26 protein-coding genes are annotated in these 20,984 nt (G+C 29.2%); 3 read left to right on the forward strand and 23 right to left on the reverse strand.

Annotation, left to right across the window (positions count from 1 at the left end; genetic code table 11):
- Positions 1 to 34 precede the first annotated feature (34 nt).
- The 8 genes from ACNI3D_RS09390 to ACNI3D_RS09425 form a co-directional block, all read right to left on the reverse strand.
- A complete protein-coding gene (locus ACNI3D_RS09390; RefSeq protein ID WP_129099347.1) occupies positions 35 to 757 on the reverse strand; it encodes an ABC transporter ATP-binding protein in 723 nt (240 codons plus the stop codon).
- Complete coding sequence (locus ACNI3D_RS09395) at positions 757 to 1,536, reverse strand: ABC transporter ATP-binding protein (RefSeq protein ID WP_129099348.1); 780 nt, start codon at positions 1,534 to 1,536, stop codon at positions 757 to 759. The genes ACNI3D_RS09390 and ACNI3D_RS09395 overlap by 1 nt, the downstream gene beginning before the upstream one ends.
- Positions 1,536 to 2,492, reverse strand: a complete 957-nt coding sequence (locus ACNI3D_RS09400; RefSeq protein WP_129099349.1) for a branched-chain amino acid ABC transporter permease — start codon at positions 2,490 to 2,492, stop codon at positions 1,536 to 1,538. The genes ACNI3D_RS09395 and ACNI3D_RS09400 overlap by 1 nt, the downstream gene beginning before the upstream one ends.
- Positions 2,492 to 3,394 carry a branched-chain amino acid ABC transporter permease gene (locus tag ACNI3D_RS09405; RefSeq protein WP_129099350.1) on the reverse strand — a complete coding sequence of 301 codons (903 nt, stop codon included), beginning with the start codon at positions 3,392 to 3,394 and terminating at the stop codon, positions 2,492 to 2,494. The genes ACNI3D_RS09400 and ACNI3D_RS09405 overlap by 1 nt, the downstream gene beginning before the upstream one ends.
- 18 nt (positions 3,395 to 3,412) lie before the next feature.
- On the reverse strand, positions 3,413 to 4,534 hold the full coding sequence (locus ACNI3D_RS09410) for a branched-chain amino acid ABC transporter substrate-binding protein (protein WP_129099351.1): 1,122 nt from the start codon (positions 4,532 to 4,534) through the stop codon (positions 3,413 to 3,415).
- A 24-nt stretch (positions 4,535 to 4,558) separates the two neighbouring features.
- Positions 4,559 to 5,221: a hypothetical protein gene (locus ACNI3D_RS09415; protein WP_129099352.1), complete on the reverse strand. Its 663-nt coding sequence runs from the start codon at positions 5,219 to 5,221 to the stop codon at positions 4,559 to 4,561.
- Entirely contained in the window at positions 5,214 to 5,453 is a 240-nt protein-coding gene (locus ACNI3D_RS09420; RefSeq protein ID WP_129099353.1) for a hypothetical protein, read from the reverse strand. The genes ACNI3D_RS09415 and ACNI3D_RS09420 overlap by 8 nt, the downstream gene beginning before the upstream one ends.
- A gap of 176 nt (positions 5,454 to 5,629) precedes the next feature.
- Entirely contained in the window at positions 5,630 to 6,511 is an 882-nt protein-coding gene (locus tag ACNI3D_RS09425; RefSeq protein ID WP_419766804.1) for a DMT family transporter, read from the reverse strand.
- Between the two features lie 135 nt (positions 6,512 to 6,646).
- On the opposite strand from ACNI3D_RS09425, the gene ACNI3D_RS09430 reads away from it, so the two are divergent.
- Positions 6,647 to 7,495: a universal stress protein gene (locus ACNI3D_RS09430; RefSeq protein ID WP_164969699.1), complete on the forward strand. Its 849-nt coding sequence runs from the start codon at positions 6,647 to 6,649 to the stop codon at positions 7,493 to 7,495.
- Positions 7,496 to 7,518: 23 nt separating this feature from the next.
- Here the strand turns inward: ACNI3D_RS09430 and ACNI3D_RS09435 are convergent, their stop codons facing one another.
- The 14 genes from ACNI3D_RS09435 to soxC form a co-directional block, all read right to left on the reverse strand.
- The gene (locus tag ACNI3D_RS09435) at positions 7,519 to 8,679 is read right to left on the reverse strand and encodes an HD-GYP domain-containing protein (protein ID WP_419766805.1); all 1,161 of its coding nucleotides are present in this window, start codon (positions 8,677 to 8,679) and stop codon (positions 7,519 to 7,521) included.
- The gene (locus tag ACNI3D_RS09440; RefSeq protein WP_129099357.1) at positions 8,679 to 9,467 is read right to left on the reverse strand and encodes an alpha/beta hydrolase; all 789 of its coding nucleotides are present in this window, start codon (positions 9,465 to 9,467) and stop codon (positions 8,679 to 8,681) included. Before ACNI3D_RS09440 ends, ACNI3D_RS09435 begins: the two co-directional genes overlap by 1 nt.
- A gap of 23 nt (positions 9,468 to 9,490) precedes the next feature.
- Complete coding sequence (locus ACNI3D_RS09445) at positions 9,491 to 9,928, reverse strand: DsrE family protein (protein WP_129099358.1); 438 nt, start codon at positions 9,926 to 9,928, stop codon at positions 9,491 to 9,493.
- A gap of 1 nt (position 9,929) precedes the next feature.
- Positions 9,930 to 10,379, reverse strand: coding sequence for an MOSC domain-containing protein (locus ACNI3D_RS09450; RefSeq protein WP_129099359.1), 450 nt, complete (start codon positions 10,377 to 10,379; stop codon positions 9,930 to 9,932).
- Complete coding sequence (locus ACNI3D_RS09455; protein ID WP_129099360.1) at positions 10,376 to 10,783, reverse strand: thioredoxin family protein; 408 nt, start codon at positions 10,781 to 10,783, stop codon at positions 10,376 to 10,378. The genes ACNI3D_RS09450 and ACNI3D_RS09455 overlap by 4 nt, the downstream gene beginning before the upstream one ends.
- Before the next feature lie 90 nt (positions 10,784 to 10,873).
- Entirely contained in the window at positions 10,874 to 12,643 is a 1,770-nt protein-coding gene (gene soxB / locus ACNI3D_RS09460; protein WP_129099361.1) for a thiosulfohydrolase SoxB, read from the reverse strand.
- 20 nt (positions 12,644 to 12,663) lie between these two features.
- The gene (locus ACNI3D_RS09465; protein WP_129099362.1) at positions 12,664 to 13,305 is read right to left on the reverse strand and encodes a rhodanese-like domain-containing protein; all 642 of its coding nucleotides are present in this window, start codon (positions 13,303 to 13,305) and stop codon (positions 12,664 to 12,666) included.
- Between the two features lie 76 nt (positions 13,306 to 13,381).
- Positions 13,382 to 13,813 carry a hypothetical protein gene (locus ACNI3D_RS09470; RefSeq protein ID WP_419766806.1) on the reverse strand — a complete coding sequence of 144 codons (432 nt, stop codon included), beginning with the start codon at positions 13,811 to 13,813 and terminating at the stop codon, positions 13,382 to 13,384.
- 12 nt (positions 13,814 to 13,825) lie between these two features.
- Positions 13,826 to 14,752: a sulfur oxidation c-type cytochrome SoxA gene (soxA, locus tag ACNI3D_RS09475; RefSeq protein ID WP_129099364.1), complete on the reverse strand. Its 927-nt coding sequence runs from the start codon at positions 14,750 to 14,752 to the stop codon at positions 13,826 to 13,828.
- 45 nt (positions 14,753 to 14,797) lie between these two features.
- Positions 14,798 to 15,097: a thiosulfate oxidation carrier complex protein SoxZ gene (soxZ, locus tag ACNI3D_RS09480; protein ID WP_129099365.1), complete on the reverse strand. Its 300-nt coding sequence runs from the start codon at positions 15,095 to 15,097 to the stop codon at positions 14,798 to 14,800.
- A 60-nt stretch (positions 15,098 to 15,157) separates the two neighbouring features.
- Complete coding sequence (soxY, locus tag ACNI3D_RS09485; protein WP_419766807.1) at positions 15,158 to 15,610, reverse strand: thiosulfate oxidation carrier protein SoxY; 453 nt, start codon at positions 15,608 to 15,610, stop codon at positions 15,158 to 15,160.
- Between the two features lie 18 nt (positions 15,611 to 15,628).
- Positions 15,629 to 15,985, reverse strand: a complete 357-nt coding sequence (gene soxX, locus ACNI3D_RS09490) for a sulfur oxidation c-type cytochrome SoxX (protein WP_419766808.1) — start codon at positions 15,983 to 15,985, stop codon at positions 15,629 to 15,631.
- An 11-nt stretch (positions 15,986 to 15,996) separates the two neighbouring features.
- A complete protein-coding gene (locus tag ACNI3D_RS09495) occupies positions 15,997 to 17,085 on the reverse strand; it encodes a c-type cytochrome (RefSeq protein WP_419766809.1) in 1,089 nt (362 codons plus the stop codon).
- Positions 17,066 to 18,388 (reverse strand): sulfite dehydrogenase, encoded by a 1,323-nt coding sequence (gene soxC, locus ACNI3D_RS09500; protein ID WP_419766810.1) that lies wholly within the window; start codon positions 18,386 to 18,388, stop codon positions 17,066 to 17,068. The genes ACNI3D_RS09495 and soxC overlap by 20 nt, the downstream gene beginning before the upstream one ends.
- 303 nt (positions 18,389 to 18,691) lie before the next feature.
- Between soxC and ACNI3D_RS09505 the strand changes: the two genes are divergently transcribed.
- A complete protein-coding gene (locus ACNI3D_RS09505; RefSeq protein ID WP_419766811.1) occupies positions 18,692 to 19,912 on the forward strand; it encodes a molybdopterin molybdotransferase MoeA in 1,221 nt (406 codons plus the stop codon).
- Positions 19,912 to 20,433, forward strand: a complete 522-nt coding sequence (locus ACNI3D_RS09510) for a hypothetical protein (protein WP_419766812.1) — start codon at positions 19,912 to 19,914, stop codon at positions 20,431 to 20,433. Before ACNI3D_RS09505 ends, ACNI3D_RS09510 begins: the two co-directional genes overlap by 1 nt.
- Before the next feature lie 2 nt (positions 20,434 to 20,435).
- On the opposite strand, the gene ACNI3D_RS09515 is transcribed toward ACNI3D_RS09510, so the two are convergent.
- Complete coding sequence (locus ACNI3D_RS09515; RefSeq protein ID WP_419766813.1) at positions 20,436 to 20,975, reverse strand: hypothetical protein; 540 nt, start codon at positions 20,973 to 20,975, stop codon at positions 20,436 to 20,438.
- Between the last annotated feature and the right edge of the window lie 9 nt (positions 20,976 to 20,984).

A 20,984-nucleotide genomic window follows, 5' to 3' on the forward strand; every position in this document is an offset into this window, starting at 1 on the left:
TACTTTTGATTGCAATCTACGTTTATGTCGCATATTAATGCTTTTTACCCAAGTAAGCTTCTTGTATAGTCTTAGAATTTAATAGTTCTTCCGCTGTACCTTCGTGTGTGATTTTCCCAACTTCTAGTACATATGCTCTATCTGCTAATTTAAGAGCTGCTTTTGCATTTTGTTCAACTAATAAAACTGTAACACCATTTAAGGCAATCTCTTTTATAGCTTTAAAAATCGCTTTAATTAAAATTGGTGCTAAACCTAATGAAGGTTCATCCAAAATTAAAAGTTTGGGTTTACTCATAATTGCTCTACCAATTGCAAGCATCTGTTGCTCGCCACCACTTAAAGTTCCAGCAAGCTGTTTTTTTCTTTCTTTAAGTCTTGGTAAAATATCATAAATCCAATCCAAAGTCTCTTTATCATGTCCTTTTAATGTATATGCACCCATCATAAGATTTTCTTCAACAGTTAATGTTCCAAAAACTCTTCTTCCTTCTGGTGAGTGAGACATACCAAGTGATACAATATCATGTGCTTCACATTTTGTAATATCATTTTTATCAAAAATAATATTCCCTGATTTTGGTTTCAAAAGTCCAGAAATTGTTCTTAAAGTTGTAGTTTTACCAGCACCATTAGCACCAAGAATTGTTACAACTTCCCCTTTTAATACTTTTAAATCTATACCTTTAATAGCAGATATTGCTCCATATGACACATGAAGATCTCTAACTTCTAGTAATATTTCATTATTTACCATTATTCATCCTCCTCATCATCATCTGTTCCAATATAAGCTTCAATAACTTTTGGATCATCTTGTACGAATGATGGAAGACCTTGTGAAATCTCTTTTCCAAAGTTGATAACAGTGATATAATCAGTTAACTTCATAACCATATCCATATCATGTTCAATCATCATAATTCCAAGACCCATTTCTTTTATTTTCAAAATTATGTTAGTAAGTTCTATGGTCTCATTTTCATTAAGTCCGGCTGCTGGTTCATCTAAGATTAAAAGCTCAGGTTCAGCCGCAAGTGCTCTTGCCATTTCAATTTTTCTTTGATTTCCATAAGATAAATCTCCCGCAGGAGTTTTAGCATATTTTGTTAAACCAAAAAAGTCCATAAGTTCTCCAACTTTTTCCCATTGTTTCTTTTCATCTGTTCGATAAAAAGGTGTATGAACAATAGCGTGATACCATTTTTGTTTTGATTTTGTATGACATCCCGCAATAATATTCTCTGCAACACTCATCTCTTTAAAAAGTCTAATATTTTGGAATGTTCTTAAAACTCCCCTTTGGGCAATTTTATGTGGCTCCATTCCTGTAATATTCTCACCTTTATATTTTATACTTCCTTGCTCAGGAGTATAGATACCTGTTACACAGTTAAAAAGTGTAGTTTTACCAGCACCATTAGGACCAATAATTCCATATATTTGACCAGGCTTTACTTTAATAGTTAAATCATCAATTGCAACTAATCCATGGAAAAACTTTGAAACATTTTCTATTTCTAATACATATTTCATTATTTTGCCTCCCTAGCTTTCTTTTTAAGAAAATTTGGAATATTTCCAAAAGTTGCAGGCCATACACCATTTGGTCTTAAAATCATAGTAAGAACCATAGCGGCACCAAAAATTAAGTATCTTGATTCTTTAAACTCTGTAAATAGTTCAGGTAATACAAACATAACAAATGTTCCAATAATAATTCCAGGAAGTGAAGCAGATCCACCAACTAAAACGATTGCAAAGAACATAACTGATTGCATAAAGTTAAATGATTCAGGACTTACAGCTGAATACTGAATAGCAAAAACACATCCAGCAGCACCTGCAATAGCAGCACCTAAAGCAAAAGCAAAAAGTTTATAATATGAGATATTTATTCCCATAGATTTTGCTGCAATTTCATTTTTGTTTATATAATATAAAGCTCTTCCATATCTTGATGTATCTAGATTTCTAATTATTAATAAAGTAACAATTAATAAAGCAAAGGCGATATAATAAACACCCGTATCACTAGTTATTTCATATCCAAAAACCCTAAAGAAATCAATTCCAAAAATACCATTAGGACCACCAGTTAACCCAAATACATCATTAGATAATACTTGTTCAAATATGATATTAAATCCAATAGTTGCAACAAGTAAATAATCACCTCTTAAATGGATAATTGGACCAGCAAGTAAAACTGAAAAAACAACTGGAACTAAAATTGCAAAAGGAATAGTTTCAATAATTTCAAGCCCAAAATGTACATTTAAAATAGCTGTTGTATATGCACCCATCCCAAAGAAAATTGCATGTCCCATATTAAATACACCAGCACGACCAAGAATAATATCTTGAGAGAAGGCAACAACGGCAAATACTAAAAATGTAATACCAATACTTAACCAAGCAGAATCAACTAAAAATGGGAAAACTGCCATAACTACTAAAAATAAAGTAGCAATAATTGTAGTTCTATTCATTATACTTTCTCCGCTGTGTTTTCACCAAGAAGTCCAGTTGGTTTTACAATTAAAATTATAATTAATAAAATAAATGTAAATGTCTCTGCCCATTCTGTTGAAATATATCCTGATATTAGTGCATTAAATAATCCAAGTAATAATCCACCAAGCATAGCTCCTGGAATACTCCCAATACCACCAATAATTGCTGCAATAAATGCATTTAAACCATAAAGCCATCCCATGTCAAATGTCAAACCTCTATAGTAAAGCCCAATAAATAAACCACCAATAGCACCTAACATAGACCCTATTATAAAAATAGTCATAATTACTCTATTAACATTGATACCCATAAGCTTTGCAGCATCTTGATCTATAGCAGTTGCTCTAATGGCTGTTCCCATTTTTGTTTTATTGATGAAAAGATAAAGTGCAACCATTAACACACCTGATAATGCTAAGATTACCAATTGAGTAAATGAAATTATAACTCCACCAAAATTCCATGAAGTAGCAGGGAATACATTTGCTGGGAATATTTCCATATTTGGTCCCCAAATTAACATTATTGCATTTTGTATTACAAGTGATGCACCAAGAGCAGAAACAACTGCACTTAATCTTGGTGCCGTTCTTAAAGGTCTATAGGCTAGACGCTCAAGAAGAACACCTACAAAAGCCACAACGATTGCTGTTAAAGTAAATACTATAACAATATTCACTAACGTCAATGCATTTGAACCATAAAACTGTGTAAACAAAGTAAGTCCTACATAAGCAGAAAAGGCAACAAGGTCACCGTGTGCGAAGTTGATTAACTTCATCACACCGTAAACCATTGTATAACCTAATGCTACTAATGCATACAGACTTCCTACTGTTAAACCATTAATTAACTGTTGAAGAAGAGTATCCATTATTTTAAAACCTCATTATTATTCAGTAACAACTTGTTTTGTACCATCATTTTTCATTTTGTAAACAACAAATTTAGCACCAACTCTCTCACCATCTTCTCTAATATTAAATGGTCCAGTAATTCCTGGAAAATCTTTCATAGATCTAATGTATTCAGCAATTTTTTTGGTGTCAAAAGATTTTGTTTTTTCAACACCTTCAATAACTGCTCTTAAACCATCTGCATTAGTTACTGGCCAAATTGATGGAGGATCCATTTTAAATCTAGCTTTGTAAGCTGCAAGATATTTTTTAGCTTCAGGGTATGGTAAAATTTCAGGTGTGGGGAAGTTAATTAAAACTGTTCCAGCAGCTGCTTTACCTGCTAATTTATAGAAATCAGGGTTATCATTTGAATCACCACCAACAAAATCTGCATCTATTTGTAATTGTTTTTGTTGAGCTCTTAATAATCCACCATCAGTATAATAACCTGAATAATAAATTACATCTGGGTTCATTTCTTTTATTTTTGTTAAGATTGCTGAAAAGTTTTGAGTTCCAGATTTAATTTTCCCTCTATAAATAACATTTCCACCAATAGCTTTGATTGAAGCTTCAGTTGCGTCACCAAGTCCTTCTGAGTAAGAAGAATAATCAGATAAAACTACAATTTTTTTGTATTTTTTAGTTTTCACCATATACTCTGCTGTAAAATCACTTTGAGAAGAGTTTGGAAAAGAGTTTCTAAAGAAAGTCCAATATTTTTTAGCAATTAAAGAATCACTTGTACCATCAGAAGTTTGTAAAACATTTTTTCTATAATATGTAGTTTGAGCAGCTTCTGTAGCACCTGAAGTATAAGAACCAATTACAGCAATAACACCTGCATTAGTTAATTTTTTAGCACAAACAGCAGCTTTTTGAGCTTTTGCTTCATCATCACAAGTAATAACTTCGATTTGTTTACCTAAAAGCCCACCTTCTGCATTTTTTTCATCTGCAATAAGTCTTACAAAGTTTTCTATACTTTGACCTTCATTAGCATATTGTCCTGTAATTGGCGCTTGTACACCAATCTTAACTGTATCAGCTGCAAACAATAGTGTTGAAACAGCAGCACTAAGTGCTAATGCACTAGCAATTTTTGTTAATTTCATTCATTCTCCTTTTTTTTGATAAATCTATTTTAAAGCAGGTTCAATTACATAGCAACCCACACACCATTCTCCGATGTTTTGAACAACGTGTATCTCTCCTCCTTTAAAATAAGATTTTAAATTATTATAATCACTTACTATATTATCAAATGTTTCAATGATTTCATCAAGTCTTTTTTGTGTCTTTTTTCTTGCACTATTTGAAATATCTAAATAAAATGCAAAAAGGCCATAATCTAAAGTTGAGTCCTCTATTTTATCTCTATCTAACATTTTGCACATTTTTTCAATTTCACTTTTATACTCTTCTTGAACATTTCGTACACCATTTTTTATACTCATAATTACTCTTGATATAGAATCATTATCTGATTTATGTTCAAATCTTTCATCAAGTGTTAAAGATAAAATATCTTGTGTTAAATATTTTTCTTTCATAAAGCTTCTAAAATCATCTCTTTTTGGTAATGAACACCTTAATATATCTGCAACTGTTGCATCTATATAAATTTCTGGTGCATTTTCTAATTTAGCAATTTCTTGAGAAACATGAATTGATAAAAACTTTGGTGGTGCATAAGATAAATATAACTCATCTGCTGTCCAAAATGAATAGTTCTTTTTAGCAATGTAAATACCACTTATAACAGCATTTATAACATCAACTTGTAAAGGAAAATTAGTCATTTTTTATTCCTACAAAATTTTCATCCACTTCTTCTAAAATACCACTTTCATATAAAATATCTTCAATAAGTCTGTTTTTTGATATGCTAAGTTGAGTTGATAAAACAACTAAGGCTTGATCCAATTTTTTATCAATCTTAATTGTTAGTTGTGAAATCTCTTTTTTTGAGCTATTAGTATGTTTATTTATTACATTCTTTATTATTGTTCTATTGTTTTTTTGCTTAGCCATCTTTTCTCTTTTTATATTTCTTTTTTAGTAGTATAAAAGGTACTACTAAATTATAGTTATAAATTATTGCATGCGAAAAATTAAATTAAACTTAAGATTTCACTAAAAACTGTATATTTTTTATACAATTTTAAATAATAATGAGAATTGCTATGTTAATGCTATTTTAGAGAGAATTATTTGAGTTTTTGTTGAAAAACAAGACCAAAAATTATTAATATTAATCCTACTATTGTAGATAACAAAATTGGCTCCCCTAATATAAAGTAAATAAAGATTAAAGACAAAAATGGTGAAATAAAAATTAAATTCGCAATTTTAGAAGTATTTATAGTACTTTGCATAGCTTTTAACCAAAATAAAAATGTAATTCCCATTTCAAATAGTCCTACATAAATTGCACTTAATAAGCCTGAAATATCAGGTAATGTTAAAGGTTGAGTATAAATAAAATAAATAATTATCAGTGGAAAAGAAAATAAAAAGTTACAAAATAAACTTACTGTAGAGTCAGATTTAGATTTTGTATTAAATATCCAATACAAAGACCAAAGAACAGTACTGGCAAGTGCTAGTATCAATCCCTCGATATTTGAGAAATTTAAACTAAAAGGTGCACCTTTTGTAGCAATTATTAAAACACCAAAATAACAAATTATTCCAGCAATTATGTCATATTTACTTAATTTATGTTTTAAAAAAGGAACTGATAATAAAGATAACATTAAAGCCCATGTATAATTTATAGATTGTGCTTCTTGTGCAGGTAAGAGATCATAAGCTTTAAATAGTACTAAATAATATAAAAAAGGATTAATTGTACCTAAAACAACTATTAATAAAGAATTATTTTTTATATGAACAATAACTAAAGGTAATTTTTTTTCAATAACTAATATAACAAAAAGTACAATTAATGATGTAGTTGATGCATATAACACAAGTGCTTCTGGGGTTAAATAAGATAAGGATACTTTAAATGCTGTTGCAACAGTTGACCATAAAAAAACAGAAATAAGTGCATATTTGTATGCTGAAGTTAAATTATTTTTATACATTTACCAATTCTAACATCTATTAATATAATATATCTTAAATACAAACAGAAAATTTAATATAATTAAATTCTGCACTTTTAATTTTGATGTATTTGTGTTAGAATCTATATGTAAAAATATACAAAAGGAATGATGATGGAATATAAAAGAATATTTTTCCCTCTTGGGGGAGGTGGAGAACTTAGATCTAGAATTCATGGAGCATTACTAATAGGAAAATACTTTAATGCTCATTTGGAAATCTTTAAATCTCAAGCAAGACCAAGTCAAATAATGAAGTTTGATAATAGTTTACCAGATACTGTACTAAAAGAGTTAAATGCAATGACAAAAGATAGATTAAAAGAAGAGATAAATGAACATGAAACTATTTTTAAAGAAGAAATTAAAAAAGTTGGAAGTTCATCTTCATCAAAATCTAAAAAGAATGCAGCAACAGCTACTATTATAACAGGAGAAGGATTTAGGAGTAAATTAGTGGAAGAAGAGTCTAAATATTGTGATTTAGTAATAGTTTCAACTCCACATGAATCTAGAATAACAGCTACATTTGAAACAGCTGTTACAAAAAGTGGGAAACCTGCTTTAATGTTCCCAAGAAAGATGAAAAAATTTAGTGCTGAAAAGATATTAATTGGTTGGAATAATTCACCAGAAGCTGCAAGAGCAGTATCTGAGTCTATACCTTTATTAAAAAATGCAAAAAAAGTACATATAATTTCATCTAAGAAGTATGGAAAAGATTTAAATCAAGTTTCAAAATTACAAAACTATTTAGAAGATCATGGTATTGATACAAGTTATGAAATTGTTAAAACTACAAAAACACCAGGACAAGCACTTTTAAAATATGCAAAAGATGGTAAATTTGATTTGATAGTTGCAGGTGCATTTGGACATAGAGGCTTAAAAGAATTAATGTTTGGGGGAACAACTAAATATATGTTAAAAAATAGTGATATTCCAATATTTATGGCACATTAATAAAGAAGGTTTTAATTCCTTCTTTATAAAACTTTTTTTAAATCTTCAATAATAGACAAATCATAACTATCATCTTTTTTTGCACTATTTTTCAATATTTCTATTGCTTCTTCTTTATTATATGCATTTCTATAAGTTTTATTAGAAGTTAAAGCAGAAAAACTAACAATTACTTCTAGCAGTCTATCTTTTAAACTTAAATCTTTACCTTTTAAACCAAATGGATAACCTTTTCCATTTGGTTTTTCTTGCACTTTAGATGCCCAAGAAGCTATCTCTGAAAAGCCCATAATATTTGATAATACTTTTTTTGTATAGTATGGATAAGATTTTATCTCTTCATATTCCCAAACTTCCAACTTGGCTTTTTTCTTAATAATTGAAGAAGGCACACATAGTTTTCCAATATTACATAAAGATGCAGCAATAAGTAGTGTAAATTTATCTTTATATTCAAAATTATAAAAATCAAGCATTTTTTCCAAATTAATGAGCAATTTGGAATCTATATTATCTATCAAATAAAAAGAAGAAGTGATTTTAAATAACTCTTCATACGTTAAAATAGTTGTAAAATCATGTAAATTAGTAAAGATAAAAAATAATATTTCATTTTCATTTTGTAAATCAAGCCAAAAACTAGTTTTTTGAGATATTTTAAAAAATATTTCTGCTAACTCTTCAGAAAAAAGTTCATTTTTACTATTCTCAATGAAATTTAAAACATTATTTCTATCTTGAACTTTAATAGTTGAAAGATTAAATCTATTTTCAATAGCAATAGCAATAGATAAAATTTGTGAAAATAGTGGTATTTCTTGAGCTTTTAATCCAAAAAAACCACTTCCGTCATAATATTCATTTTGATATTTTAAAATATCTTCTTTTTTTTCATCTAAAAAAGGCAATTTTATTGCAATTTTATTAGAAGATTCACAATACTCTTTTGATACATGTGAAATATTAAGTAAACCTATTGAATGAACCAAAGAAAAAGAACATAAATCACTCATCTCTTCAGGAGTGAACTCTAATTCTTTTGCTATATTTAAAGCAATATATGCAATTCTTTTTGAATAGTTTAAACTATTTGAGTACTTATCTTTTCTCAAATAATCTAAACTAAAAGATACTGCCAATAAAAAATTATTAAGATTAAAACTAATTTCTCTTTTTTTATCCATTATTCTTCTTCAAGAAGTTTTGTAATAGCTTCCAGAGAAGTATCCGTCATATCTAAGTCTAAATGCACTCCTTTTTTTACTTCTACAAGTTTCGCATCAAGACCTTTTTTTATAGCTAGTTTATAAAAATTTTTTGTAATTTCAGGAGGTGAGATCTTATCATTTTCTCCATAAATCAATATAAACTTAGTTTTTTTACTAACTTTATTGATAACATCAACCATCGAAATCAACCCAGGAGATTTATCTTCTTCATGAATATCATATCTTCCACCAACTAAAACAGCATTATTTATCAATTTTGGTTCAATACCTGTAAGAGTTGCTCCCATCATTGCTCCAGCACTGTGACCAATGTAGGTTATTGTTTTGGCTTCAAATCTATCTTTTAATTCACTTATTAACTCACCCAAAAACTTTATATATTCTTCTTTTGCAGCTAAATTTTTAACACCTTCATGGGCTAATGCTGTAAAATTATTTGTAGAAGATTCTGAATACCCAGGAAGAGCAACAGCAACTGTTGTAATATCTGTATTTAAAGTAAGAGTTTCAGCAAAAGTAGAATATCTACCTAATGTATTTGTACCATCTGGCCAAGTACCATGAACAATTATATTTAAATAACCACCTCTATCACCATTACTTTTAAAATATTGAATACACTCTCCACCTGCAAATATATAATTATCACCTTTTTCTAAGCACTCTTCATGACTTACTTTTTGTCCATATAAATTTAAAGTTAAAAAAATCAAACTTATAAATATAAAAACTTTATTCTTCATTTTTCTATCCCCCTTTTATTTTATTAGTATGCTAGAACTCCAACATATCCAGCAATTTTTCTTTCAATCAACTCTACTATTCCAGCTTGAACATAACTTACATCATCAATAAAATCATCTTCTTTCCAATGCATACTTTCCATAGTATTTTTACAACCTATAAACTCTACATCATATTCCATCAATGATGATATTCTTATCAATGTTTTTTTATCATAATCCTTTTTTAATGCCCTCATTCCATTTCCATATACAACTACTGCTATTTTTACAGTATCACTTGGATACTCTTTTAAAATATTATAAATTCCATTTAAATTATTATTAACAACAACCAAATCAGAATTATATATTTGAAATACTACTTTTCTAGGCTTATCAAAAGTAGGTTGAGGATCGCTAAAAGTTGAATTTGCATAAGAAAAAACAGTTAATAAAACTACTAAAATAATTTTTTTCATATTACTCCTTTATATATACATCAAAGTCTATTTTAATTGTACCATTTTTTAATATTTTACAATACAATCCTCTACAATCTTTTACAATTTTGGGTAATCGTTTGTGGAAAATACTCAAATGATCACACATCGTACATTTTTGCATTATTTGGATTTGACACTCCCCTATTTGCAAAACTGTTCCTATGGGTAAAATATGTGGATTAAAATCAAAAATGATATTTTCGCCTAAACTACCAAACTTTAAATTAACACCATTTTGAAATGATATTTCATAACTATTTAATCCCAAAATCATAACGGTTTTATCCAAATCTTTTTGTGCAAACTTATCATTTTCAATACCAAAATCTTTTATAAGATTTAAACTTTCCACTTTCGGTCTTGGAGTACTACTTTTTGATTCTTTTGTTGCACTAAAAGTACCAATTACTTTCCCTATTTTCTTCATTTTTTAATATTCTCATTTAAAATAAATATAAAATCTTTTTTTGTCCAAGCACCTAAATATCTATTTAGTATTTTTTTATTCTTTGAGATAAAATAAAAAGTAGGAGTCATTCCTTGAAAATTTTTATCTAATCCAAAAGGTAAAGAAGCATGGTCAATATTAACTTCTAAAAATATGAAATTATTATCTATTATATTTTTAACTTCTACTGTTGGAAAAACTTTTTCTTTCATTATTTCACAATATGGGCAATCATCCCTTGAAATAAATACAAGTATTTTTTTATCCGATTTTTTTACTTCTTTTAAAATCTTATTTTCATCATAATTATTTTTGGATATATTTTCTGCTAATAAATTTGAAGTGAATAAAAAAATAAAAAATATCAAAAGTCTAAGTATCATTGGAACTTCCTAATTTCTTAATTTAAAATAGAGTTCAATAACTCTATTTTAAATTGAGAAAAGTACAGTTTAACTGTACTTTTTCAATTTTTATGAAACAATTCCAGGATTGCCTTTTATTCCTATGATATCGGGAGTATCAATTTTTAAGTTTTTCACATGTTTTACACTATTTAAATATGTTTCAACTGTTTCCCATACTGGCTCACCTGGTGATTTAGCACCAACAGTTGACCAACCAGCAACTTGGTACTCTTTACCTGCTTGAAGTTTTTCACCATTTCTTGTAAGTGTAATATCTGAAATTCTATTACCCATTTGGGCTGTAGGATTGATTTTATAAGAGATTCCACCTGTTCTTACCATATCACCACCTTGTTGATAGAATGGATCTGGATTAAACAAGTTATCAGCAACATCTTCTAAAATAGCTTTAATATCTTTTCCTGTGATTCCTCTTCTATAAGTTTCAGGATAAGTCATAGCAGTTTGAGTAGCTAAATCATCAAAAGTAATTGCTTGACCAGGCATAACAGATGTTCCCCATCTAAATCCAGGAGATAGTGCTATCTCAGCATCTTTTACATCAACTAATGCATCACAAATAATTTGATCCCAAGAACCATTAAAATTTCCTCTTCTAAATAGAGTTTCATCAGTAGTTGCAATTTCTCTAGTTAACTCTTTTTTAAATGGAGCTCTTACATCTTCGATATATTTTTTCATCTGTTTATCTTCTGGAATCAAATCAGAAAAAATAGGTAATAAAGTAAATTTGAAATCTTTAATTTTACCATTTTGAATATCTAAATCTAAAACATTTAAGAACTTACCATTACTTCCTGCGTTACAAACATAAGTTGTACCTTCTTTATTTTTAACAGGAACAGCTTCAGGAACACCATCATGAGTATGTCCACCCATAATAAAGTCAATCCCTGTACAAACTTGTGCCATTTTTCTGTCTGTATCATAACCATTATGAGATAATACAATTACTGCATCTGGTTTTTCGCTCTCTTTTATTTCATTAACTAACTCTTGCATTCCATCTTTATTAATAGAAAAAGTCCAATCAGGAATAAATCTTTGAGGATTTGCAATCGTTGTATAAGGAAAAGCTTGTCCAATAATAGCAACTCTTGAACCATTAATCTCTTTGATTGTATATGGTTTAAAAGCATAACCTTTATCTTCATCATAAGCTTCTGCCGTACCATTAAATAAAGCATCTTCTTTTACTTTTACATTTTGAGCAAGGAACTCTGCATTTAGAAGTTTTACATTTTCTAATACTTCTTTAGCAGTATAAGTAAACTCCCAATGCCCAACAGCAATATCAACACCAAGTAAATTCATAGCACCAACCATATCTTTACCTCTTGTTTGTAAAGCTGTCCATGAACCTTGCCAAGTATCGCCACCATCTAATAAAAGAGTTTTATCAGCCCCAAAACTATTTTTCAAAAAGTCAACAACAGTTTTTATTTGAGCAAAACCACCTGTTCTTCCCATAGCTTTCGCATGTTTTTCAAAATTAACACATGTGTAAGCATATTCTAATCTTGGATTATCTTTTATTCCATAGTAATCTAAAAATTTTTCACCTACTATATGTGGTGGTTTACCTAAATTATCAAAAAAACCAAGATTTACACTTGGTTCTCTAAAATATACAGGTACTAATTGTGCATGACAATCTGTCAAATGAAGAAGTCTAGTATTCCCAAATGGTTTTAACTTATAATAATCTTCTAACTTATTTGTATTTGTCATTCTTGTGTGAGAATTAGCAAATACAGGAGCAGCACCTAATACTGCCATCATATAAACAAATTCTCTTCTACTTAGCTTACTCATATACCCCACCCTTTATATATTTATTTACCATCACCAATTACAGTGAATCCTAAAGAAGTCCATGCTTGCATTCCACCTCTATAGTATTTGATTTTTGAAGCTGGATAGCCCATTTTCAATAATGAATATTTTGCATTATTTACCATTGCAGGAGTTTGTCCACACCAATATCCATTACAATATAAAGCCAAAGTTTTTGCATTTGAAAAATCAAGTGTCCCATTATCTTTTTGAACAACTCCCATTTCATCTTCCATCATCTCAATTGCACTTTCTTTTTCATTAAAATTTGTATATGGAACATTTACAGCTCCTGGTATTCTTAATCTTACAAACCATCCTGGAGTTCTTGTATCAATAATTGCAATACTTTTATCAGTTTGTGCTTTTTTCATATAATCAATAAGTTCTAACTCTCCCAAAGTCTCTACCCCTTCTGATAAAATCATCGGTTGAGGCACTCCATTATCTGTTCTATTATAAAGTGATGTAATTTTATTTCCAACAGTTTGATTTCTCATTAGAGTAAATTTTTCACCATTTAAATTCATCTCAATAGATTTTACACCCTTTGAAATAGGCACAACACTTTCTGCAAATACCGAACTTATACACATAGTTGAAACTAGTGTAGCAATAGTTATTTTTTTTAAAATTGTCATACTACATTCCTTTGTTATTAATTAAATGAGAATACTAAAAAAAGTCAAGAAAAACTTGACTTAATTTATTTGAGAATTAATATTTAAGTCCATCACCTGGAACAGCTTTTCTCCAAGTTGATTTAGCTTCAACTGATTCCATTAAAGGAACGATTGCAAATCTACAAGCTCTCTCTGCTGCAAAATTTGTATCTAATACAGTTTTAGAAACTTTTCCTTTAAAATCTTTAGGATTAACTTCTTTTGCACCTGTTTTAATTGCTTCTTCTACTGAAGTAATTAAAGCACTATTATTAACATCTAATCTTCTAAATTCTAAGCCATTTGCTTGTGCAATAGGATTATAAGTAGCAGCTGTTTTAATAACACTCTCAATTCCACTTTTTTCAACACTACAAACACTATTTAAGTCTATTTTTGTAGCTGTTGCAATACTTGGTTCAGATGTACAACCACCTAATATTGCAGCAATACTTGCCATTACAATTAATGTTGTTAATTTTTTCATAGTAAATACCTCCTACTTTCTTATATCTGGACCATCTAATTTCATACCATTTGACATGTATGACATAAAGAATAGCAACTCTTTCATATCTTTACTTGTATCTCCTGGTGGAACTTGCCCTTGATCTTTAATACATCCAGACATTCTTCGCTCTAAAGTTCCTACGCCTTTCCATTTTAATCTATAAACTGGGAAATGAGTAACTTGTCCTAAAAATGGAGATAACTTTTCATTTCTAACTCTTTTACCTGATCCAGTCACATGACATTCAGCACAATTAAGTTTTAAGTAACCTCTTTGTGTATAATAATATTCTTTACCTCTTTCATATGCATCAGCTGCAGCTTGGCTATCAATTTTTACATCAATAATTTTATCTTCATCTTGAGCCGATTTTGCCATATAAGCCTGAAGTTTAGCCATATCACCTTTTTTTGTATTCCATGCTTTTTCACCATTTGAAGTTAGACATTCATTAACAGCTTGTGTTAGTGTAACAACTTGATTTCTTGCATCATCAAAATATGGATATTTAGATAAAGCATCAGGAGTTCCAAAACATGTTGAAAATGATTTACCATTTGCAAATGCCTTATTCCACAATACTTCACCTGCATCTATATCATAATCATAAGGTGGCATTTCTCTTAAGTCTTCATATTGAGCTTTTCCATCGATATTATAAGAGTAATTTCCTTTTGCAAAATCTTGAAACTTCAAATTTTTTGCAATTCCATGTTCCAGCTCATCATCAGTTGCATAAGGAAAGAATTCTGCTCTATTTTGTAATGGATCTTTAAATTTAGTTTCAAAATATTTAACTAATTCTATTCTATCTTTCTCAGCTTGTGCAGAAAAACTTGTTGCACTTAAAGTACTTTGAAATGTACCAACAGTTAAAGCAACTAAAGCTGTAGTTTTTGCAATTTTTAATAACATTTATATCTCCTTGTCATTTTTGATAACTACTCAGAAGAGTAGTTATTATTTAATCTCAACTGTATCAGTTTGTGTTTTACCTTTTAAATCAATCCATGTAAAAGTCAAATCATCCCCTGCTTTACCTTTAAACATAAATTTAACATATGGATTTTTAGATAAAAATTGACTTGTTGATACTTCATATACAACTTTTCCATTTGAAGTTGCTGTAATATTAGTAATAAAATTCACCTCTTTTTTAGCATTTTTTGCTTCTATATAACTTAACATTTCATGTTTAGCCATAGCTTTTACAGTAACTATACCGTTTTTCTCTTTTGCTTTTATTCTAGTTTTAGCCATTTTAATTCCTTTGAATCTTTTTATATTTTTTTATTTATTATTTGTGTAGTTGGAATAAAATCACCCACCACATCCACCAATAGTTACTTTAACTTCTTTAGAAGCAGAATATAATTTTCCACCAGATTCTACAACAGCTTTAACAGTTCCTGTTTTAGCTAATTTTATTCTAATTGAATAGTCAATAATACCACCTTCTGGTACAGTAAATACAGCAACTGTTGTTTCAGGATTTGCATCTTGAAATATTGCAACTTTTGAACCAGCTAGTTTTGAAGAAACTGTTACAGGAATTACCGCCCCATTTTCTGCAATATCAGGAGCTTTAAGTTTAACTTTTCCTTCAGTAGTTGAACTTGTTCCAAAAACTTCTTTAATCCCCTCATCTAATTTAACAGCAGTCCATGCTTTAGGTAGCGTTTTTCTAAAATCAACTGCACTTAATGTACTTGGTGCTAGAGAAGCTACAGCAACGGCACCAAATCCTAAACTTAAAAAATCTCTTCTATTCATGTTATTTCCTTTTAAATACTAATTAATTGTTTTTAAATAAGCAACTACTGCTTTTATTTGAGTATCACTTAACCACCCAGCTTTTCCAAATGCTGGCATTGATGTATTTGTTAATCCCCTTGCACTATAAATGTCAAATACTGTATCGTAAAGTGTTTTATCATCCCAATAAGATAATCCAGTCAATTTCGGCCCCATACTCCCTGGTCCATCAATATTTTTACCATTAACAGCATGACAGGCTAAACAATTTCCTAAATTCTTAGTATTAAAGATTTTTTCACCTTGTTCTACTAAATCAGCATTAGCAAGTACACTTGAAGCAAGTATACCAGTAACAGCTGATGCCATTAAAAAATTTCTAATTAATTTCATCTATTCTCCTTTTATTTACTTGAGTTAACCATATAGTCAACAACTGCTTTAAACTTTTCATTAGATAAGTCAGTACCACCTTTTGGAGGCATTGCATTTATTCCATTGATAGCATTTTTATAAACAGCTTCCATACCTTTTTTCATAACATTTGTCCAAGCTTCTTTGTCGCCAAGTAATGGAGCACCTATAGCTTCATTACTATGACAAGTACTACAAGAAGTTTCATAAACAGTTTGTGCCACAGATTTTTCTTTTCCTTTTTCTTCAGGTAAAGACTTTTCTGTAGAGATTGGTGGAACAAAGCCTGTAATATTTTGTTTTATATGAACAGGTTCTGGTTGTATACAGTTTGACATACATCTCTCCCCTTGTGCTAAAGGGGGTCTTTGCTCTTTTAAGTCATGTCTGTCTGGACTAACAGGATAAAAGCCATCCGTATTGTTCATTTTAATACCATTAAAGTTATGTTTACCTAAAATAAATTCATCATCCATTTCTTTTCCACTAACTTTAATATCATTAACTGATAATAAATAAGCAGTGATAGCATAAACTTCATCATTACTTAAACTTTTTGGAGCTGGAAATGGCATAGCCGTTTTTATATACCAAAATAGTGTACTAGCATATGGCCAATAAGAACCAATTGTTTTTCTTGGAGCTTCATTACCCGTTAATCCTAGTTGGTATTTTAAAGTTCCCATTCCACCTTGTAATGGAGGATAACCTTTTCCACCCACACCAAAATCACCATGACAAACAGCACATTGAGAATCATAAAGTTCTTCACCTTGAGAAACTGAACCCTCACCTTCGGGTAAATCTTTATTATCCGGTTTAATATCAACATTCCATGCTTTTACTTCATTTACACTTGGAGTTCTTCCATACTTTGAAAATCCACTTTCATCTTGAGGATTTATATGATATTGAGTATATTTATTATTAACAACTGGATAAATAACTGCACCATCTACATTCTTTTTTAAAGTAGTAGAATCAGAACTTGGAGTATCTAATTCTACACATCCTGTTAAAATTACTGCAGTTGCTACGCTTAATCCTATTAATGTTTTTTTAACTTCTAATGTGAACATTATTAACTACTCCTTTTGATGTAACTTCCCAACCTACAATAGGATTTCTGTGATAAATTCCTTCAACGCCAACTTTTGATACTAATTTATCAATAGAGGGTTGAATATGTCCAGAATCATCAATTGCTCTACTTAATAAAACTTTCGGATTTCCATCCCAAGTTATGATATAAGAAAATCTTGTCCAAGATTTAGGCAATATCAATCCTTTAAAATGAGCTTCCAGCCAATTTTTACCACCATCTAATGAGATATCAACAGTTTTTATTGTCCCTCTTCCTGACCATGCAATACCAGTGATTTCTACTTTATCACCTATCTTTAAATCAGTCCAAGGAACCTCAGGACATGGAGAAGTTATTATTGAATTTACTTCCATTGGCCAGAAAAATTCAATTGCCTTACCACTTGGTTGTAGCATTGTATATTTAGAAGTTTCTTCTTTTGAATGCCATGGTTTACTATCGAACTTAAGTCTTTTTAACCATTTAACATTTAGATTACCTTCCCAACCAGGAACTAATAATCTTACTGGATAGCCTTGTTCTGGTCTTAAAGGTTCACCATTTTGTCCCCAAACAATCATTGCATCATCTAAAACTTTTTCAATAGGAATACTTCTTGCCATCTCAGAGTCATCACTTCCTTCAGCCAACATCCATTGTGCTTCAGGTTTTAAACCTAAATCTTCTAAGATAACAGATAGTCTTACTCCCGTCCATTCGGCACTACTCATCATACCTTTTACAAATTGTAAATTATTAAATTGTGGTCCTCTCCATCCTGTAGATCCATTTGCAGGACACTCAATAAAATAAATTCTTGACTCACTTGGATATCTTTTTAATTGTTCTAAAGTTAAAACTAATGGTTTTTCAAGAAGACCATGGAGCATAAGTCTATATTTACTTGGATCAACTTGTGCAATACCACTATGACTTCTACAAAAAAATAAACCGTTTGGAGTGATTATTCCTTCTTGTTGATGTAATGGTGACATTGAAACTGTTGCATACCTATCACCTGAAGATAATAAATCATGAATTCTTCTAATATTATTATGTTCATATGGTGAAGGAAAACCATAAAGATTTTTATCAAGTCTATCCCCTAATTTTGTTCCCCACTCTACTTGATTAACTATATTCAAATCATCAGCTTTAAGTTTAACTGGAGCTAAAACATTAGCAGCAGTAATTGCACTAGCAGAATATATAGCAGTTTTTTTAAAAAAATTCCTTCTACTTATTTTATCATCTTTTTCAAATGGAATTTTTTCTAAACTGTCAGTCTTAGTTGTCATTCATACTCCTTAATATAATTATCAAGTATAAATAATAATTATCTATAAATAAAATTTATAAATAAAATTACTTAACCTTATACATATCGTAAATAATAATTATATAACTTTTGGTTATATAATACTTATCACATTATTGCTCATTTTTTTTGCTATGTCAATTATTTTTATGGAATTTCATAAAAAAATGTAATATGCTATGCTAATGCTATGTTCGGGCTTAAAAACAACTATTTTTCGACTTATAAAGTTGTTTTTTCTCTTCATTATGTTACTATTTCTTTTCAAAATTTGGAGGGATAAATGAAAAATATAATAAATTATGAAGATTCTTTAAATACATTAAATAATATTTTTTTAGAAGAAAAAATTAAGGAAAAATTATTTTTAACAAACTCATTAGGAAGAATACTAGCAGAAGACATCATTGCAAGTGAAAACTCACCAGCTTTTGTTACATCTGGAATGGATGGCTATGCCATCAAAAGTGAAGATCAAAAATTAAGCACTATCAAAATAACAGATGATAACCCAGCAGGAAGTGTTATTGAATCAAAAGTTGAAAATGGAACTTGCATAAAAACGTTTACTGGCTCTTTGATGCCAGAAGGTGCAGATACTCTTATACCAGTTGAAAATATTGAAGTAATAAATAATTCTATAAGAATCAATCAAAAAGTACCCAGAGGTTTTGCAGTAAGAGATATTGGTGAAAATTATAAAGAAAATGAAGTTTTATTAAAAAAAGGTACTCAAATAGGTTTTGCAGAGATTGGAGTAATAGCTTCACTTAATATATCACAAGTAAGTGTTTATTCTCAAGTGGTAGTAAGTATTGCAAGTACAGGAAGTGAAATACTAGATATTGGAGAAGTTCAAACAAATATATCACAAATAAGAAGTTCAAATCATCTTACCGTTGAAGCCTTAGCTAAAAGAGCTGGTGCAAAAACTATTCAAATGGGAACAATTAAAGATGATATGGATTCAATTACTCAAATGATGAAAACAGCTTTAAATAATTCTGATATAGTTGTTACCACGGGTGGTGTATCAAAAGGTGATTATGACTTTGTACAAGATGTTGTAAAAGAAAAACTTGGAGCTGAAGTTTTATTCCATGGTGTAACTATTAAACCAGGAGGTCCAATATTAATAGCTAAAAAAGACAATAAGCTAATTATCTCTCTTCCTGGATTTGCATATAGTTCAACTGTATGTGCTATTTTATATCTACTTCCTATGATTTATAAATATGAAGGTTCTAAAAAAGAACTTCCTATAGTAAAAGCCAGAATAAATCAAGACTTTCCTGTAAAAATAAAAAAGACTGTGTTTACAGCTTGTAATGTAAAATATGAAAATGGTGAATATCATATTGATTTTGAGGGAAAAAAACAAGGAACTAGTGCTATATTAACAAATCTTTTAGGTAGTCCTGCTTTACTTATACAAGCAAAAGATAGTGAGGATATAAAAGCTGGTGATTTGGTTGATATATTATTATTAAATGAGTTGAACTAATGTTTGAGCACTTAATAATTATACTAATGGGAATAGTATTTTTAATAATACTTCCTATCATGTCAACAATTAAATACTGGAACCACAAGCCATATATGAAGTATGCACTCTCTTTAATATGGATATCATATATTGTTATATCTTATGAAGTTTTTTTTCCAAGAGAAAGTTATTATATTAATAATCTAAATAAATTCTCAAATATAACATTTAGTAAAGAGATAAAAGTAATCAAAAAATACACTTCTTTTTTAAATATAGAAGGTGAATATTCTTCTTGTGCAATATTTGAAATACCAAATAATGATAAAGCACTTTTAAATAATCTAATAGAAGATAAAGTAACTACTTTACCAAATATGAACAATAAATGCTCTAACATTATAAATAAAGAGTTTAAGAATAATAATCTAGTAACTTTTAAATCAATTGATGAAAAAAATTATAGACAATGGGGTTTTTTGAAAAACTCTAATAAAGCCTTTGTTTATTACAAATCATTTGGGATGACTAAAAAATAACTCTACTCCAACTCTATCAATGCTTCTATTAAAGAAGCATTGATAATCGAACAAATAAATTTAACTGTACCACTCCAACCTATATATTCAACCAAATCATCCACTTTTTCATATTTTTCTTCAACACTTGGGTCAGAATTTATTAATTTAAGTATCAAATTGAAAATATCATTATCATTTATTTTACAAAGTTCTAAAATATTTGTTTGAACTTCTAAATTCCCATATGCATTATTCTCTTCTTCTTTTGTAAAGTTTTCAACCAGATTTCCAAAAATTTGTAAAGTTCTTCTTAAGGCACTTTTTATTAATTCCATTTTATAACACAAATCAACTTTTGAGGAATAAGACATTTGAGGTAGTTCAGCTTTTGCTGATACTTGTGCTAATTTAACTTTGAGCAATTTATCCAAGGTATCTTCCAAAATATCCACAGATACAATCATAACCTCTCTATCGTTCTTATTTGCTATTTTTTTTGTATATATTTTCATATTTTGTGCAAATCTTCTATTTACATCTAAGCCCTTGTCATATATCATATTATTTTA

It is taken from the genome of Arcobacter siniprincipis (SeqCode) (assembly GCF_048571125.1).
In the GTDB taxonomy this organism is placed as follows: domain Bacteria; phylum Campylobacterota; class Campylobacteria; order Campylobacterales; family Arcobacteraceae; genus Arcobacter; species Arcobacter siniprincipis.

Bases quoted from the DNA above. Each gene is read 5' to 3' on its own strand.
- ACNI3D_RS09390 (WP_129099347.1), bottom strand. From the start codon at position 757: ATGGTAAATAATGAAATATTACTAGAAGTTAGAGATCTTCATGTGTCA.
- ACNI3D_RS09395 (WP_129099348.1), bottom strand. From the start codon at position 1,536: ATGAAATATGTATTAGAAATAGAAAATGTTTCAAAGTTTTTCCATGGA.
- ACNI3D_RS09400 (WP_129099349.1), bottom strand. From the start codon at position 2,492: ATGAATAGAACTACAATTATTGCTACTTTATTTTTAGTAGTTATGGCA.
- ACNI3D_RS09405 (WP_129099350.1), bottom strand. From the start codon at position 3,394: ATGGATACTCTTCTTCAACAGTTAATTAATGGTTTAACAGTAGGAAGT.
- ACNI3D_RS09410 (WP_129099351.1), bottom strand. From the start codon at position 4,534: ATGAAATTAACAAAAATTGCTAGTGCATTAGCACTTAGTGCTGCTGTT.
- ACNI3D_RS09415 (WP_129099352.1), bottom strand. From the start codon at position 5,221: ATGACTAATTTTCCTTTACAAGTTGATGTTATAAATGCTGTTATAAGT.
- ACNI3D_RS09420 (WP_129099353.1), bottom strand. From the start codon at position 5,453: ATGGCTAAGCAAAAAAACAATAGAACAATAATAAAGAATGTAATAAAT.
- ACNI3D_RS09425 (WP_419766804.1), bottom strand. From the start codon at position 6,511: ATGTATAAAAATAATTTAACTTCAGCATACAAATATGCACTTATTTCT.
- ACNI3D_RS09430 (WP_164969699.1), top strand. From the start codon at position 6,647: ATGGAATATAAAAGAATATTTTTCCCTCTTGGGGGAGGTGGAGAACTT.
- ACNI3D_RS09435 (WP_419766805.1), bottom strand. From the start codon at position 8,679: ATGGATAAAAAAAGAGAAATTAGTTTTAATCTTAATAATTTTTTATTG.
- ACNI3D_RS09440 (WP_129099357.1), bottom strand. From the start codon at position 9,467: ATGAAGAATAAAGTTTTTATATTTATAAGTTTGATTTTTTTAACTTTA.
- ACNI3D_RS09445 (WP_129099358.1), bottom strand. From the start codon at position 9,928: ATGAAAAAAATTATTTTAGTAGTTTTATTAACTGTTTTTTCTTATGCA.
- ACNI3D_RS09450 (WP_129099359.1), bottom strand. From the start codon at position 10,379: ATGAAGAAAATAGGGAAAGTAATTGGTACTTTTAGTGCAACAAAAGAA.
- ACNI3D_RS09455 (WP_129099360.1), bottom strand. From the start codon at position 10,783: ATGATACTTAGACTTTTGATATTTTTTATTTTTTTATTCACTTCAAAT.
- soxB (WP_129099361.1), bottom strand. From the start codon at position 12,643: ATGAGTAAGCTAAGTAGAAGAGAATTTGTTTATATGATGGCAGTATTA.
- ACNI3D_RS09465 (WP_129099362.1), bottom strand. From the start codon at position 13,305: ATGACAATTTTAAAAAAAATAACTATTGCTACACTAGTTTCAACTATG.
- ACNI3D_RS09470 (WP_419766806.1), bottom strand. From the start codon at position 13,813: ATGAAAAAATTAACAACATTAATTGTAATGGCAAGTATTGCTGCAATA.
- soxA (WP_129099364.1), bottom strand. From the start codon at position 14,752: ATGTTATTAAAAATTGCAAAAACTACAGCTTTAGTTGCTTTAACTGTT.
- soxZ (WP_129099365.1), bottom strand. From the start codon at position 15,097: ATGGCTAAAACTAGAATAAAAGCAAAAGAGAAAAACGGTATAGTTACT.
- soxY (WP_419766807.1), bottom strand. From the start codon at position 15,610: ATGAATAGAAGAGATTTTTTAAGTTTAGGATTTGGTGCCGTTGCTGTA.
- soxX (WP_419766808.1), bottom strand. From the start codon at position 15,985: ATGAAATTAATTAGAAATTTTTTAATGGCATCAGCTGTTACTGGTATA.
- ACNI3D_RS09495 (WP_419766809.1), bottom strand. From the start codon at position 17,085: ATGTTCACATTAGAAGTTAAAAAAACATTAATAGGATTAAGCGTAGCA.
- soxC (WP_419766810.1), bottom strand. From the start codon at position 18,388: ATGACAACTAAGACTGACAGTTTAGAAAAAATTCCATTTGAAAAAGAT.
- ACNI3D_RS09505 (WP_419766811.1), top strand. From the start codon at position 18,692: ATGAAAAATATAATAAATTATGAAGATTCTTTAAATACATTAAATAAT.
- ACNI3D_RS09510 (WP_419766812.1), top strand. From the start codon at position 19,912: ATGTTTGAGCACTTAATAATTATACTAATGGGAATAGTATTTTTAATA.
- ACNI3D_RS09515 (WP_419766813.1), bottom strand. From the start codon at position 20,975: ATGATATATGACAAGGGCTTAGATGTAAATAGAAGATTTGCACAAAAT.